This is a genomic window from Bradyrhizobium sp. SOJA106 (assembly GCF_059448745.1).
In genome coordinates this window covers 3,409,220-3,424,739 of sequence record NZ_CM182549.1, presented here as the reverse complement: position 1 = coordinate 3,424,739, position 15,520 = coordinate 3,409,220, and the positions used below count along the sequence as shown (strand labels likewise).

The 15,520-nt window shown below is 61.9% G+C and carries 14 protein-coding genes; 5 read left to right on the top strand and 9 right to left on the bottom strand.

What is annotated here, in order from left to right:
- Positions 1–91: 91 nt before the first annotated feature.
- The gene (locus AC5V87_RS15295; RefSeq protein ID WP_456839298.1) at positions 92–331 is read left to right on the top strand and encodes a hypothetical protein; all 240 of its coding nucleotides are present in this window, start codon (positions 92–94) and stop codon (positions 329–331) included.
- Positions 332–451: 120 nt separating this feature from the next.
- Here AC5V87_RS15295 and AC5V87_RS15290 read toward each other — a convergent pair whose 3' ends face one another.
- The 9 genes from AC5V87_RS15290 to urtA all read right to left on the bottom strand — a co-directional run bounded on the left by AC5V87_RS15290 (position 452) and on the right by urtA (position 8,545).
- Complete coding sequence (locus AC5V87_RS15290; protein WP_456839299.1) at positions 452–655, bottom strand: hypothetical protein; 204 nt, start codon at positions 653–655, stop codon at positions 452–454.
- A 149-nt stretch (positions 656–804) separates the two neighbouring features.
- Positions 805–1,845: an aliphatic amidase gene (locus AC5V87_RS15285; RefSeq protein WP_495371472.1), complete on the bottom strand. Its 1,041-nt coding sequence runs from the start codon at positions 1,843–1,845 to the stop codon at positions 805–807.
- Positions 1,846–1,903: 58 nt separating this feature from the next.
- Entirely contained in the window at positions 1,904–2,254 is a 351-nt protein-coding gene (locus AC5V87_RS15280; protein WP_456839301.1) for an FmdB family zinc ribbon protein, read from the bottom strand.
- 68 nt (positions 2,255–2,322) lie between these two features.
- Entirely contained in the window at positions 2,323–3,552 is a 1,230-nt protein-coding gene (fmdA, locus tag AC5V87_RS15275; protein WP_495371471.1) for a formamidase, read from the bottom strand.
- 25 nt (positions 3,553–3,577) lie between these two features.
- The gene (urtE, locus tag AC5V87_RS15270) at positions 3,578–4,267 is read right to left on the bottom strand and encodes an urea ABC transporter ATP-binding subunit UrtE (RefSeq protein ID WP_495371470.1); all 690 of its coding nucleotides are present in this window, start codon (positions 4,265–4,267) and stop codon (positions 3,578–3,580) included.
- Positions 4,268–4,278: 11 nt separating this feature from the next.
- Positions 4,279–5,034 (bottom strand): urea ABC transporter ATP-binding protein UrtD, encoded by a 756-nt coding sequence (urtD, locus tag AC5V87_RS15265; RefSeq protein ID WP_495371469.1) that lies wholly within the window; start codon positions 5,032–5,034, stop codon positions 4,279–4,281.
- A gap of 10 nt (positions 5,035–5,044) precedes the next feature.
- Positions 5,045–6,184, bottom strand: coding sequence for an urea ABC transporter permease subunit UrtC (gene urtC, locus AC5V87_RS15260; protein ID WP_495371468.1), 1,140 nt, complete (start codon positions 6,182–6,184; stop codon positions 5,045–5,047).
- 22 nt (positions 6,185–6,206) lie between these two features.
- Positions 6,207–7,133, bottom strand: coding sequence for an urea ABC transporter permease subunit UrtB (gene urtB, locus AC5V87_RS15255; protein ID WP_027557089.1), 927 nt, complete (start codon positions 7,131–7,133; stop codon positions 6,207–6,209).
- 149 nt (positions 7,134–7,282) lie between these two features.
- A complete protein-coding gene (gene urtA, locus AC5V87_RS15250) occupies positions 7,283–8,545 on the bottom strand; it encodes an urea ABC transporter substrate-binding protein (protein WP_495371467.1) in 1,263 nt (420 codons plus the stop codon).
- A gap of 169 nt (positions 8,546–8,714) precedes the next feature.
- Here urtA and AC5V87_RS15245 point away from each other — a divergent pair, with 169 nt between their 5' ends.
- The 4 genes from AC5V87_RS15245 (at position 8,715) to AC5V87_RS15230 (ending at position 15,489) form a co-directional block, all read left to right on the top strand.
- Positions 8,715–12,083, top strand: coding sequence for a hybrid sensor histidine kinase/response regulator (locus AC5V87_RS15245; protein ID WP_456839306.1), 3,369 nt, complete (start codon positions 8,715–8,717; stop codon positions 12,081–12,083).
- On the top strand, positions 12,073–12,999 hold the full coding sequence (locus AC5V87_RS15240) for a response regulator (protein ID WP_456839307.1): 927 nt from the start codon (positions 12,073–12,075) through the stop codon (positions 12,997–12,999). Before AC5V87_RS15245 ends, AC5V87_RS15240 begins: the two co-directional genes overlap by 11 nt.
- A 289-nt stretch (positions 13,000–13,288) precedes the next feature.
- On the top strand, positions 13,289–14,539 hold the full coding sequence (locus AC5V87_RS15235) for an ABC transporter substrate-binding protein (protein ID WP_456839308.1): 1,251 nt from the start codon (positions 13,289–13,291) through the stop codon (positions 14,537–14,539).
- Between the two features lie 122 nt (positions 14,540–14,661).
- Positions 14,662–15,489: a helix-turn-helix transcriptional regulator gene (locus AC5V87_RS15230; protein WP_456839309.1), complete on the top strand. Its 828-nt coding sequence runs from the start codon at positions 14,662–14,664 to the stop codon at positions 15,487–15,489.
- Positions 15,490–15,520: the final 31 nt, after the last annotated feature.

Genomic DNA, 15,520 nt, shown 5'->3' with positions numbered 1-15,520 from the left:
TATTGGGTTCCAGGTGCGACAAGCGGCGTCTTGAACGGCGATCCACGCAGTCGCAGTCTACCCAAAGGCGCCTCACAGACCGAGGCCGGACATGCAAATACGCCCGAAGGCCTATCTGCAGCTCATCTCGCGGTTGCGGCACCTTTGCGCGTTGCTGCCGCGAAATCGCGATCCCGGCGCCCAGCGCGCATCGCCACTCCTCATCTACGTCGTCGCAGTGTTGACCCTACTCTTGGCTACCCTTGAAGTCGACGTCCACCGCGCGCAGCTTCAATCTTTGGGGCTGCTTGGCGACCCCATCCGGATTGATCCGATTTTCATGAGCCCTTGAATCAGTGCTTGCGGCGACCGCGCCGCGACGCACCGCTTGGCGCGTCGAACCTGCTCGAAGGCATTTGAGCCGACCAGGTCGTCCCGTTCGATCACTATTGGTTTGAGACGCGCCGACTTCTCACTGCTGTGTTCCCCTTGGAAACACAAGAGAGCGATCTGCGAAGTCTTCAACCGGCAATTTGTTTCGTTGCACCTGCATCTCTAGCAAAGGCGGCTTCCCTGCCACCGACGTGCGACTCGCCGATAGTGGATGCGATGACATATTCGCCGCGGCGACGAAAACGGTCAGCGCGGCCAGGCCAGAGATCATCAGGAGCTTCATACGAGCCGCCTGCGGTTCTGCGAGGGTCCAACCTCTGACTAGTGCAACACTCGAAATCCGCGTGTGAGACCCCTCACATCTCTCTTTCTCTTGATCATCGCTGCGCCGGCTGTCCCTCGCGCCGGTCAGTACCCGATGCAGCAGAATGCCTAGTAATTCGTCGCGGACTTCTCGTTTGGAATGCCGTCGATCGGGCATTCCTCGGTGCCGACCATCGGGCGGGTCATCGCCTCGACCATGTCGCGTGTCCCTTCGGGGTCGGCGATCCACTTCGAATAGAAATCGTAGGGACAGGCGGCGAGGCCTTTGGCGCTTTCGCCGGAATTGATCATGCCGGTGTAGCCGCGATGCAAGAGCTTGAACAGATGGTTCTGCGACTGGTTGTTGCGGCGGGCATCGCGGATCAGGCTCTTCGACAGGCCGGCATACTGGATGCCGTATTCCTCTTCCCCTGTCTCGCCCAAGGTTCGGCCATCGAAGCCGACGATCGCGGAGTGGCCGAAATAGGAGTAGACGCCGTCGAAGCCCGCCGCGTTGGCCACCGCGACATAGACATTGTTCGCCCACGCCATTGCCTTGGAAATCATTACCTGTTGCTCCTTGGCCGGATACATGTAGCCTTGGCAGCGCACGATCAGCTCCGCGCCCTTCATCGCGCAGTCGCGCCAGATCTCCGGATAGTTGCCGTCATCGCAGATGATCAGGCTGATCTTCAGGCCTTTCGGGCCGTCGGAGACATAGGTGCAGTTGCCGGGATACCAGCCCTCGATCGGCACCCAGGGCATGATCTTGCGATACTTCTGCACGATCTCGCCCTTGTCGTTCATGAGGATCAGCGTGTTGTAGGGCGCCTTGTGCGGGTGCTCCTCGTGGCGCTCGCCGGTCAGCGAGAACACGCCCCACACCTTCGCCTTGCGGCAGGCTTCCGCAAAGATCGCGGTCTCCTCTCCCGGCACCTGCGAGGCTGTCTCATACATCTCCTTGGCATCGTACATGATGCCGTGGGTCGAATACTCCGGGAAGATGACGAGGTCCATGCCCGGCAGGCCGAGCTTCATACCTACGACCATGTCGGCGATCTTGCGAGCGTTGTCGAGCACCTCTGCCTTGGTGTGCAGCCGCGGCATCTTGTAGTTGACGACTGCGACGCCGACCACGTCATTGCTGGAAGAAATGTCACCGTGAAGCATTTGAAGCGCCCTTCTGTTCCGGTTTGAGCTTGTTGACGGCGCGATGGCCGCGCGGCATTCAGTGGCTGATCATCCAGGGCCGCGCGGTCGGGAAGCCGACGGCGCCGCTCTTGCTCCTGGTCACGATCCGTCCCGGCTTCTTCTTCGCGCCGGTTCCGCAGCAGCCGCAGCCGGGGCCGTGCGCGGCTTTGTACTGATCGAGCGTCTTCGGCGCGTGCTTGCTGCGCTCGTTTGTGGCGTGTGCCTTGCGCTTGTCCGCCGGCATGCAGAAGAACGCCGGTGCAGTCAGGATCACACGCGGCGATTCCATCTCGCAGCGTGGACAATCCTGCGGCTCGTCGCATTCCGCCATCGGCCGCATGTCGGTGAACGGGCCGCAATCATTGCAGAGATAGTCATAGACGGGCATCGTCGCTCCCTTCGTTGTTGCACGCCGGACGCGGGGACTCCGCGCCCCGCATCCATCTCGCATAGGGACTACTTGTCAGGCGAGATCGGCATTTGGATGTCGCCCGTGATATGCTTCACAGGCCCTGCCGCCGACGGCGTCACGTCGAAGTCAAAAATCTCGGTCGGCAGCCACAGCGTGGCGCAGGCGTTGGGCACGTCGACCACGCCGGAGATGTGACCCTGGCATGGCGCGGTGCCGAGGATCGAATAGGCTTGGGCCCCGGAGTAGCCGAACTTCTTCAGGTATTCGATCGCGTTCAGACAGGCCTGGCGATAGGCGATGTGAACGTCGAGGTAATGCTGCTTGCCGGCTTCGTCCACCGAGATGCCCTCGAAGATCAGATAGTCCTTGTAGTTCGGCGTGATCGGCGACGGCTTGAACACGGGGTTCTTGATGCCGTATTTCGCCACGCCGTCCTTGATGACGTCGACCTTGATGTGCAGCCAGCCAGCCATTTCGATGGCGCCGCAGAAGGTGATCTCGCCGTCGCCCTGGCTGAAGTGGAGATCGCCCATCGATAGACCGCCGCCGGGTACATAGACCGGGAAGTAGATCTTCGAGCCGCGCGACAAGTCCTTGATATCGCAATTGCCGCCATGCTCACGGGGCGGCACCGTGCGCGCGCCCTCGAGACCGATCTTGGCCTTGACGTCACCTTTGGCTTGGCCGGCATGGGCGGTCGGCGCGAACGGCGGATTGGCAAGGCCCGGCACACGGGTCGGGTTGGTCGCGATCAGTTCGGCTTCGCGCGCGTTCCACGCCGCGAGCATCTTGGCATCGGGCAGACAGCCGATCAGACCGGGATGGATCAGGCCGGCAAAGTTCACGCCGGGCACGTGGCGCGAGGAGGTGTAGAGACCCTTGATGTCCCAGATCGACTTCTGCGCCAGCGGGAAGTGATCGGTCAGAAAGCCGCCGCCATTTTGCTTGGAAAAGAAGCCGTTGAAGCCCCAAAGGCTTTCCTTGAGGGGACCGACGTCGAGCAGATCAACGACGAGAAGATCGCCGGGCTCGGCCCCCTTGACGCCGATCGGACCGGACAGGAAATGCACGATCGACAGGTCGATGTCGCGTACGTCATCGGCCGAGTCGTTGTTCTTGATGAAGCCGCCGGTCCAGTCGACGGTCTCGATGATGAAGTCGTCGCCGGAGCTGACCCACTCGACGATCGGAACCTCCGGATGCCAACGGTTGTGGATCTTGTCGTTTTCATAGGCCGACTTGGTGAGATCGACCTTGATCAGTGTATCTGGCATCGAGATGCTCCCCTTGGTTTACTGATTAGACGGACAGGAATTTCGAGATCTGCGCGGCATCGACGCTGTCGCGTGGATCGTCCCGCACGATCTCGCCGTTCTCGATCACGAGCACGCGGTCAGCGATGTCGAGCGCAAAGCTGAGGACCTGCTCCGAGACGACAATCGACAGGCCCCGCTCGTCGCGGATGCGCTTCAACGTTTTCGCCATATCCTTGATGATCGACGGCTGGATGCCTTCGGTCGGCTCATCCAGCAGCAAGACCTTCGGCTTGGTCGCGAGCGCCCGCGCGATCGCCAGCTGTTGCTGTTGTCCACCGGAGAGATTGCCACCGCGACGTCCCTTCATCTCCAGCAGCACCGGAAACAGCTCGTAGATATCCGCGGGAACCTCGGAGCCGCCTGACACGACCAGGCCCGTCTCGATGTTCTCCTTCACCGTCATGGTCGAAAAGATCATCCGCCCCTGCGGTACATAAGCGAGCCCCTTGGCGACGCGATCGTAGCTCGGCAACGATCCGAGCTCGGTGCCGTCCATGGTCACCGAACCGCTCTTGGTCGGCACGATGCCCATCAGGGACTTCATCAGCGTGGTCTTGCCCATTCCGTTGCGACCCATGATCGCGACGATCTCGTTGGGCGCGACTGACACGTTGAGACCATGCAGCACCTCGCTCTGGCCGTAAGCGACGTGAAGATCATTGATTGCCAGCATCGACGGGTTCCCTAGTGTCCGAGGTAAACTTCGATCACTTTCGGATCGCTCTTCACCTTCTCCATTGTGCCCTCGGAGAGGATCTGGCCCTGGTGCAGCACCGTGACCTTGTGGGCGATGTCCTCGACGAATTTCATGTCGTGCTCGATGACCAGCACCGAGCGGACCTTGATGATGCGGTTGAGCAGCTCGGCGGTCTTGGCCCGCTCGGACACACTCATGCCGGCCACCGGCTCGTCGAGCATCAGCAAGTCCGGATCCTGGATCAGCAGCATACCGATCTCGAGCCACTGCTTCTGGCCATGGCTGAGCAGCGCCGCGCTCATATTGAGCCGATCTCTCAGGAAGATCATCTCCGCCACTTCGTGGACGCGGTCACGCACTTCAGCGTCACGCGTGAAGGTGAGCGCGCCGAACACGGTGCGGCCCCGCGGATAGGAGATCTCCAGATTCTCGAACACCGTGAGGTCGTCGTAGATCGACGGGGTCTGGAATTTGCGACCGACGCCGGCCTTGACGATCTGGTTCTCCTTCAGCTTGGTCAGGTCCTTGCCGCGGAATTCGATCGAGCCTGAGGTCGCCTTGGTCTTGCCGCAGATCAAGTCGAGCACGGTCGTCTTGCCGGCCCCGTTAGGACCTATGATGACGCGGATCTCGTTCTCCTCGACATAAAACGAGAGATCGTTGACCGCCTTGAAGCCGTCGAAAGAGACGGTGAGGCCTTCGACCGAGAGCAGGAAGGGCTTTGGCTGATGACCGATGAGCATAAGATCCTCCTCACTCTGCCGGTGCGCCGTCGGCGACCGAGCTGTCGGTCCAGCCGTCCTTCGGCTTGCGCGCGCCGATCAGCTTGCTGATCAGCGGCTGGACGTAGTCTCCCCAGATGCCGGCGAGGCCGTTCGGGAATGCGAGCACCACGGCGATGAACAGGCCGCCGAGGCCGAACAGCCAGAGTTCGGGAAACGACTCGGAGAGGCTGGTCTTGGCGAAGTTGACGAGGATCGTTCCATAGACCGCACCGAGGATCGACAGCCGGCCGCCGACGGCGGTGTAGATCACCATCTCGATCGAGGGCACGATGCCGACAAAGGACGGCGACATGAAGCCGACATTGAGCGCGAACATCGCGCCGCCGATCGCGGCAAAGATGGCGGCGATGCAGAAGGCGAAGATCTTGAAATTGGCGACGCTGTAGCCGGAGAACCTGACACGGTCCTCCTGATCGCGCATTGCCACCAGAATACGGCCGAGCTTGGAGTGCCGGACGAACTGCGCGATGAATATGCAGGCGAACAGCAGGCCGACCTCGAAGAAGTAGAGCACGATCTTGGCGTGGTCGGGACGGATGTCCCACCCCTTCAGCGTGCGGAGGTCCGTCATGCCGTTGATGCCGCCGGTGTAGCCCTGCTGTCCCACGATCAGGATGGTCAGGATCGCAGCGACCGCCTGCGTAATGATCGCGAAGTAGGTGCCGCCGACGCGGCGCTTGAACATCGCAGCACCGATGATCAGAGCGAAGATGCCCGGCACCAGGATGACGGCGGCGATGGTGAAGGTCAGGCTGTGGAACGGCTTCCAGAAGAACGGCAGCGCGGTGATCTGATTCCAGTCCATGAAATCAGGAATACCCGGCGTCGACTGGATCTTGGTGTTCTCGACACTCGACGCCTCGAGCTTGAGGAACATCGCCATGCAGTAGCCGCCGAGACCGAAGAACACGCCCTGCCCCAGGCTCAGGATGCCACCATAGCCCCAGCAGATCACCAGCCCCAGCGCGACGAAGGCGTAGGTGAGATATTTCGCGACCAGGTTGAGGCGGAAGACGTCAAGGCAGAGCGGCAGGACCACCACCAGCAGGGCGGCGAGCACCAGGATGCCGATCAACTCCGAACGCGTGGCGAAACGACTGTCGTTCATGGATTGAGCCCCTGCAGTTTCGTTATTTTCGGACCTTGAGGGCGAACAGCCCCTGCGGCCGCAGCATCAGAATTCCGACCACCGCGAGCAGCGTCAGCACCTTCGCCATCGAGCCCGACATGAAGAATTCGAGCGTCGACTGGGTCTGTGAGATCGAGAAGGCCGAGGCGATAGTGCCGAGCAGGCTGGCGGCGCCGCCGAACACGACGACCAGGAAGGTGTCGACGATGTAGAGCTGGCCGGATGTCGGCCCGGTCGAGCCAATCATGGTGAAGGCCGAGCCTGCGACGCCGGCGATGCCGCAGCCCAGTGCGAAGGTGTAGCGGTCGACCTTGGCGGTATTGATGCCGACCGCCCCGGCCATGATGCGGTTCTGCACCACGGCCCGGACCTGGCGGCCCCAGCGCGAGCGGAACATGATGTAGGCGACGCCGATGGTGATCAGCACCGTCAGGCCCATCACGAAGACGCCGTTGATCGGAACTTCGATGGAGTCCGTGACATGGAGCGAACCGAGCATCCACTGCGGCAGCTCGACGCCGACTTCGCGCGCGCCGAAGATCGAGCGATAGGCCTGCTGCAACATGAGACTGAGGCCCCAGGTCGCAAGTAGCGTGTCGAGGGGACGCTTGTAGAGGTGCCGAATCAGCACCCATTCGACCAGCATCCCGAGCGCGCCGGAGGCCAGGAAGGCCAATATCATCGCAAGGAAGAAGTAGCCGCTGAACAGGCTTGGAAGATAGGACTGGAAGAAATTCGACGTCATCCAGGTGACGTAGGCGCCCAGGATCATGAACTCGCCATGGGCCATGTTGATGACGCCCATCTGGCCGAAGATGATCGCGAGCCCCAGCGCCATCAGCACATAGACGGAAAACAGGATCAGCCCGGCAAAGCCCTGCATGACGAAGATTGAGCCGAGGTCGCCAATCGAATAGTCGCCGAACATCTGGTTTCTCCGTCGAGGACAGCGTCTCGCGTCCAAGGGCACAGGGTCCGCGTCGCGATTGAAATCGCGACGCGGGGTCGTGAGACGCGGATTGACGGTCCGCGCCAGGGAGTTCTTGCTGGGGGAAAGATCGCGGAAGGGTTGCGCGCTTACTGGTAGCCCTTCGGGAACGGATCCGGCTCGACCAGATCGGCGGTCTCGTAGATCAGCTCGAACTGACCATCGAGCTTGGCGCGGCCGACCCGGGTTTTCGACCAGAGATGATGGTTCTCGTGGATGCGCACATAGCCCTCGGGCGCGCCCTTGAATTCCACGCCCGGCGAGGCGGCCGCGATCTTGTCCACGTCGAAGCTGCCGGCTTTTTCGACCGTCAATTTCCAGAGCCACGGGCCGAGATAGGCTGCCTGCGTCACGTCACCAATCACGGTCTTCTCGCCCCAGATTTTCTTGAAGGCGGCGACGAAGGCCTTGTTGTTGGCATTGTCGAGCGACTGGAAGTACTTCATGCAGGCGTAGGCACCCGCGATGTTCTCGCCGCCGATGCCGTCGATCTCGTCCTCGGTCACCGAGATCGTCAGCAGCGCCTGCTTGGAGAGATCGATGCCGGCAGCCTTGAGCTGCTTGTAGAAGGCGACGTTCGAGCCGCCGACCACGTCGGTGAAGATCACGTCCGGCTTGGTCAGCTTGATCTTGTTAATCACCGAATTGAACTGGGTGCTGCCGAGCGCGTAGTACTCCTCGCCCACGACCTTGCCCTTGAGCACGTTCTCGACATGCTTGCGCGCGATCTTGTTCGAGGTGCGCGGCCAGATATAATCCGAGCCGATGAAGAAGAACGACTTGGCGCCCTTCTCCTTGGCAATCCAATTCAGGCCGGCGAGGATCTGCTGGGTGGCTTCCTGGCCGGTGTAGATCACGTTCTTGGACTGCTCGAGGCCTTCGTAGAACGTCGGGTAGTACAGCATGCCGTTATACTGCTCGACGACCGGCAGCACCGCCTTGCGTGAGGCCGAGGTCCAGCAGCCCATGATGGCCGCGACCTTGTCGTTGACGAGGAGCTTCTTGGCCTTCTCCGCGAAGGTCGGCCAGTCGCTGGCGCCGTCTTCCTGGATGATCTTGATCTTGCGGCCGAGCACGCCGCCGGCAGCGTTGATCTGCTCGATCGCGAGCTTCTCGGCTTCAATCGAGCCGGTTTCCGAGATCGCCATCGTACCAGTGGCCGAGTGCAGGATGCCGACGGTGACTTCGGTATCGGTTACCGCAAGACCTGTGGTGTTGACTGCCGAGGTTGCCGGCGCCTGCGCGAAGGTCGTCTTCGGCAGCATCGTGATGGCCGGGACAGCAGCAATTCCCATCAATAGTTTGCGCCGAATTGGCGACAACAAGCCTTTATTATTCGCGTCGTCTGACATGAGCACCCCACTGTTTGTTCGAGGACATGCGATTGGTGGCGTGAGGATGGCTCGAATTTGTGCAGCGCAAGCATACGCAAGATCGCGTATACTGCACCGCAAAATGCCGACGTAGGCTTTTGGTATGGGATTTGCGTGGGCTCCGGGTCCGTATCGGGAGTGGGGTTAAGTGGTAGGGCGGCAGCGAATAGACCGCGTCAGGCGCCAGTACAACCAATGGGTTGCCAACCAGACGCTGGAAGACTACGCGCTGCGCTTCACCGCCAAGAGCGCGCGGCGCTGGTCCGCCGCCCGCGTCGCCAACACCGCGCTCGGCGCAATCTCCTTTCTCGCGCTTGAAGCCATCGGCGGCACCATCACGCTGAATTACGGCGCCAGCAATGCGACCGCAGCGATCCTGGTCGTCAGCGTCATCATCTTTCTGTGCGGACTGCCGATTGCCTATTATGCTGCCAAATGCGGCATCGATATCGACCTGCTGACCCGCGGCGCCGGTTTCGGCTATATCGGCTCGACGATCACCTCGCTGATTTACGCCTCCTTCACCTTTATCTTCTTCGCGTTCGAGGCGGTCATCCTGGCTGCGGCGCTGGAGATGTGCTTCGGCATTCCGCGACCGCTCGGCTATCTCATCAGCGCCATCGTCATCATCCCGCTGGTGACCTACGGCATCACCCTGATCAGCCGCTTCCAGCTATGGACGCAGCCGCTATGGGTCATCCTTCATCTTCTTCCCTTCCTGGCGATCGCCTGGGCCAATCCGCATTCGTTCACGGAGTGGCAGAAATTCGCCGGCGAGCATGGCGATCCGAACGGACATCTCGATCTGCTGCTGTTCGGCGCCGCGGCCTCGGTGGTGTTTTCGCTGGTGGCGCAGATCGGCGAGCAGGTCGACTTCCTGCGCTTTCTGCCGCGTGACCGCCGCACCTCCAAGACCTCGTGGTGGATCGCCCTGCTCAGCGCCGGTCCGGGCTGGATCATTTTCGGTGCACTGAAACTGTCGGTCGGATCATTCCTCGCCTATTTCGCGCTGAGCCATGGCGTCGCACTCGAGCAGGCCGCCGAGCCAGCCAGCATGTATCTCGAAGCTTTTCGCTATGTGTTCTCGCAGCCGGACCTGGCGCTGGCGCTCACCGGGACGTTCGTGATCCTGTCGCAGGTCAAGATCAACGTCACCAACGCCTATGCCGGCTCGATCGCCTGGTCGAACTTCTTCTCGCGGTTGACGCACAGCCATCCCGGCCGCGTGGTCTGGCTGGTGTTCAACGTTGTGGTGGCGCTGCTCCTGATGGAAATCGGTGTCTACAAGGCGTTGGAGCAGACGCTGGCGCTCTACTCCAACGTCGCGATCGCATGGGTCGGCGCTCTGGTCGCCGATCTCGTCATCAACAAGCCGCTCGGCCTCCGCCCGCCGCAGATCGAGTTCAAGCGAGCCCATCTCTACGACATCAACCCGGTCGGTGTCGGCGCGATGACGATCGCGACCATCGTCTCGATTAGCGCGTTCTATGGCCTGTTCGGCCCGACCGCGAAGGCGCTGTCGGCCTTCGTCGCGCTCGCCGCGGCCTTCATCGCCGCGCCGCTGATCGCGTGTGTCACTGACGGCAAGTACTACATAGCCCGGAAGCCGAAGCGGAGCTGGCAGAACGTCGAGGCGATCCAGTGCTGCATCTGCGAGCATTCGTTCGAGCCCGAGGATATGGCTTCCTGCCCTGCCTATGCCGGACCAATCTGCTCGTTGTGCTGTTCGCTCGACGCTCGTTGCCATGATCTCTGCAAGCCGCATGCACGGGCCGGCGCGCAGGTGTCAGAGGCGCTCGGCAGGATGTTGCCCGAGGCCATCTTTAGCCGGATCAACTCGCAGTTCGGCCAGTATATCGGCGTGTTCGCGGTCTCAGCCGGTCTCGTCGGTCTCGTTCTCGGACTGATTTACCTGCAGACTTCGGCGACCGTGCATGCCGATGCGCTGCTGGCCGACGTGCTATGGAAGGTGTTCTTCGCACTGATCATCATCATTGGTGTTGTCGCCTGGCTGTTCGTGCTGGCACAGCAGAGCCGTCGCGCGGCGGAGCAAGAGACGCGGCGGCAGACCACGCTCCTGATCCAGGAGATCGATGCGCACAAGCGCACCGACGCCGAGTTGCAGCGCGCCAAGGAGGTCGCGGAGTCCGCCAACCTCGCCAAGAGCCGCTATGTCGTTGGACTGAGCCACGAGCTCCGCTCGCCGCTGAACGCGATCTCCGGCTATGCGCAGCTGCTCGAGCAGGACAACAGTTTGCAGGCGCGACCGCGCGATCAGGTGCGCGTGGTCCGTCGCAGCGCGGATCATCTGTCGGGACTGATCGATGGCATTCTCGACATTTCCAAGATCGAGGCCGGACGGCTCTATCTCTCCCGCGACGAGGTTCGCCTCAACGATTTCCTCGATCAGCTCGTCGGCATGTTCCGCCTGCAGGCTGCCGCCAAAGGCATCGACTTCGTGTTCAAGCGGCCGGCGGTGCTGCCGGTCGTGGTCTATGCGGATGAGAAGCGGCTGCGGCAGATCCTGATCAACCTGCTGTCGAACGCGATCAAGTTCACGCAGACTGGCAGCGTCAAGTTCGTGGTGCATTATCGCAGCCCGGTTGCCGAGTTCGAGGTCGTCGATACCGGCCCCGGCATCCAGCCCGACGATCTCGAGCGCATCTTCGCACCCTTCGAACGCGGCGCGCTCGGCGTCGCTCAACCGCAGACCGGTACAGGCCTTGGCCTCACCATCAGCCGGCTGCTCGCGGGCGTGATGGGCGGCGACATCAAGGTGACGAGCACCGTCGGCGCCGGCGCGACCTTCCGCGTGAAACTCCTGCTCTCCGAGGTCACCAATCCCCGGCGCGATGCACCGGTGGAGGCACCGATCTACGGCTATCTCGGCCCGCGCAAGACCATTTTGATCACCGACGACGATCCGACCCATCGCGATCTGCTGCGCGAGGTGCTGGCGCCGCTCGGCTTCATCCTGCTCAGCGCTCCCGATGGTCCCGGCTGCCTGGCTCTGGCGCAGCACTGCCGGCCCGATCTGTTCCTGCTCGACATCTCCATGGCCGGCATGGACGGTTGGACGGTGGCAGAAACCTTGCGTGCCGACGGCCATCACACCGCGCGCATCCTGATGGTTTCGGCCAGCGCGCTCGAAGCGCATGGCGCGCCGCTGGCACAGCCGTTCCATGACGGCTATCTGATGAAGCCGATCGACATCCCGAGGCTGCTGGAAACCATCCGCCAATTGCTCAAGCTCGAATGGCAGTACGAGGCCGACCAGGTGCCGGTGCCGCTGTGGAAGCCGGAGAGCGGCTCCCGGCCTCCCCTAAAATATGTCGAGGAGCTGATTGACCTCGGCCGGCTCGGCTACGTCCGGGCGATCCAGCTCAAGCTCGACGAAATCTGCGCCGAGTTGCCGGAGCACGCCGACTTCGTCACCCACATCCGAGCACTGCTCGACCGCTTCGACCTCGACCAATACATGGCGACGCTGAACACTTTGCACAGCTATGATCACTGACCCCAGAAAACGCGACGTCGCCCTCGTCGTCGACGACTCTCCCGAGACGCTGCGGCTCCTGACCGACGCGCTCGACGGCGCCGGCATGACCGTGATGGTCGCGCTCGATGGCGTATCCGCGATGCGGATCGTCGATCAGATCACGCCCGACATCGTGCTGCTCGATGCGGTGATGCCCGGCATGGACGGGTTTGAGACCTGCAGGCGGCTGAAGCGCGATGCCGGCCTCGACGGCGTGCCGATCATCTTCATGACGGGCCTTGCCGAGACCGAGCACATCGTGCGCGGGCTGGAAGCGGGCGGGGTCGACTATGTGACGAAGCCGATCGTGATCGAGGAGATGCTGGCGCGGATCCGCGTCCACCTCGCCAATGCCCGGATGACTCAGAGCGCGCGTGCCGCCCTCGATGTCTCCGGCCGCTATCTGCTCGCGGTCAACAGCAAGGGCAAGTTGTTATGGGCGACACCGCAGGCCCAAAGGCTTCTTGCGGATACGCTCGCCGACGACACCCTCGACGAGTTCGTGCTGCCCGACCCGATGCCGCAATGGCTCGAGCAGGTTGAGAAGGGCAAGTCTGCCGCGAAGACCACGACCATGCCTGCCCTCCGCGGCAGCGAGCAATTGCGGCTGCAATATATGGGCAAGCTCGGTCCCAACGAATTCCTGCTTCGCCTTGCCAAGGATGCCGGCGCCGATACGCCGGTGGAGTTTTCAAGAGAGCTAGGCCTTACTACGCGCGAAGGGGAAGTGCTGTCCTGGTTGTCCAAGGGAAAGACCAACCGGGACATAGCGCAAATCCTGGGTTTGAGCCCGCGAACTGTCGACAAGCATCTCGAGCAAATCTACTCCAAGCTCGGCGTCGAGAATCGTACCGCGGCGGCCGCGATCGCGGTCAAAGCCAAAGATTTGAAATAGAACGGCGTGACCAGGAGACGAGAACCACCGGACTAACCTGCTCGCACGACGTGTTCGGGTCAGCCCCGATTTGTTTTGTTCCGGCACGCACGGGCGCCTGTTGCACCGCGAAACCATCTGCGCCGCAACATTCAAAAATGAGACTGCCCGTCAAGCCGGACGAGACCTCCACGCAGGCACCCGCATTCGACTTCGGCTAGCTTCCTTCCAAAGCCGCAGGCCGCTCGAGAGCCACGGGCGCCGCGCCGGTTCGGCGCGGCAGCAAGTCGACGACACAGGGAGGAGCACAATGTCGAAATGCAGTGTTGGACTGCTCGCGCTGAGCAGCCTGTTTCTTTCGGGCGCGGCGATCGCCCAGGAAAAGATCAAGGTGGGCGTCACCGCGACTCTCGAAGGCACCTACACGGTGCTCGGCGAGGACGGCATGCGCGGGCATCAGACGGCACTCAACGTGTTGGGCAAGAAGATCGGCGACAAGGAGCTCGAATTCATCGTCGCCTCGACCGACGCAACGCCGGACTCCGCGGTGCGCGCAGTCCGCAAGCTGATCGAGCAGGACAAAGTGCAAATCCTGCTCTCGCCGCTCTCCGGTGACGAGGGCATCGCGGTGAAGAACTTCGCCAAGACCCATCCCGAGCTGACCTTCATCAATGCGGCTTCGGGCGCGCAGGAAACCACCTATGTCGATCCTGCCCCCAACTTCTTCCGTTACAACATGGACGGCGCGCAGTGGCAGGTGGGCCTCGGCAAATACGCCTATGACGAGAAGAAGTATCGCAAGATCGCGACCGTCGGCGAGGACTATTCCTTCATCTACACCCAGGTGTTCGGGCTGGTGCTCGAATTCTGCGGCATGGGCGGACAGGTGACCAACCGGCAATGGGTTCCACTCGGCACCAAGGACTTTGGCTCGGTCATCGCTGCCCTGCCCGACGACGTCGATGCCATCTATCTTGGCCTCGGCGGCGCTGATGCCGTCAACTTCCTCAACCAGTATCAGCAGGCCGGCGGCAAGGCGCACCTGATGGGCGGTTCCATCATGATTGACCAGACGATTCTGTCGTCAAAGGGGAATGCCAAGAACGCCCTGATCGGCACCATCGCGGCGAGCGGCCAGGCCGACACCTGGGAGGATCCGGGCTGGCAGAAGTTCGTGAAGGCCTATCAGGACGCGTTCCCGCCTAACAAGCGCTTCCCGAGCCCCTCGTTGCTGGCCACCAATTACTATGGCTCGACGATGGCCTTGATCCTCGCGCTGCGTGAGGTCAACGGCGATCTCAGTGACAATCAATCGAAATTCAAAGCCGCGCTGGCGAAGATCGAGCTTGACGCGCCGAACGGCAAGATCAAGCTCGACTCCAACCGCCAGGCGATCGGCACCAACTTCGTCACCGAAGTCGTCGACGACGGCAAGGGCGCGCTGTTCAGCAAAGTCGTCAAGGTGATCCCGAACGTGAACCAGACGCTCGGCTATGATCCGGCCGTGTTCTCGAAGATCGGCCTGCCGAGCCGCACCGTACCGGAATGTAAGAAATACTGACGCATCATAGCGTCAAGACGCAACCGGGGAGCGACTAGCTGACGCGGCCGCTCTCCGCTCTTGCAATCTCGGCGGCGTTGTTGAACGCTGACCGAAAAGAAGAATATTCGGGAGGGGAAGGCATGAGCCGTGCGCTCGCCGTCTTCCACGGCCGGTTTGGCCGGGCGACGGTTTATCAGTTGAACCGCCCTTTCAATATCCACGCCCATCGTGAAGGTCATCTGATCTTCCATGTCGGCGGCATGCCGGCATGCATCGACGTGTCCGACGGACATTATGATCTCACCGAGACCTCCGTGGTCGCCGTCAATCCCTGGGAGCCGCACAACTTCCTGCCAGCCGATCTCGATGGCGGCGCCATCTTCTTCGTGCTCTACGTCAACGCCGAGTGGTTTGCGCCCGATGCCTCGGGCACCGACCGTCTGCGGTTCGGCCGCACCCAGTTCCGGCGCACGCCCGCACTTGACAAGCACATCAGGCGGACCGCCGCGCTGGTGTGCGGCGCACCATCCCTCTCCAGCCTCGATTCCGAGCTGAGGCGGCTGATCGACATCTGCTACGACGAAAGCTGGCAGCAGGCCGAGATCGCACGCGATCCGCGCGCAAGCGGCTCCGTCACCGATTTCCGCGTGCGCAAATGCATCAAGATAATGTCGGAAAGCCCCGGCGCCGAGATCGAGCTCGATACGATTGCCCGCGAGTCCGGCCTGTCGCGGCCGCACTTCTACCGATTGTTCCGTGTCCAGACCGGCGTCACGCCGAACCTCTACCTCAACACGCTGATCATGGAACAGGCGCTCGAAGCGCTGGTGGCCAGCGAGACGCCGATCGCCGACATCGGCTTCGATCTCGGCTTCTCCTCGCAGAGTGGTTTCACCCGCTTCTTCGCCGCCAATGTCGGGATGGCCCCGACCGATTATCGCCGCGCAGCCAAGGTTTTGCGCGCCTGACCGCTGCACGAAAAGATACTCACGATCAAAT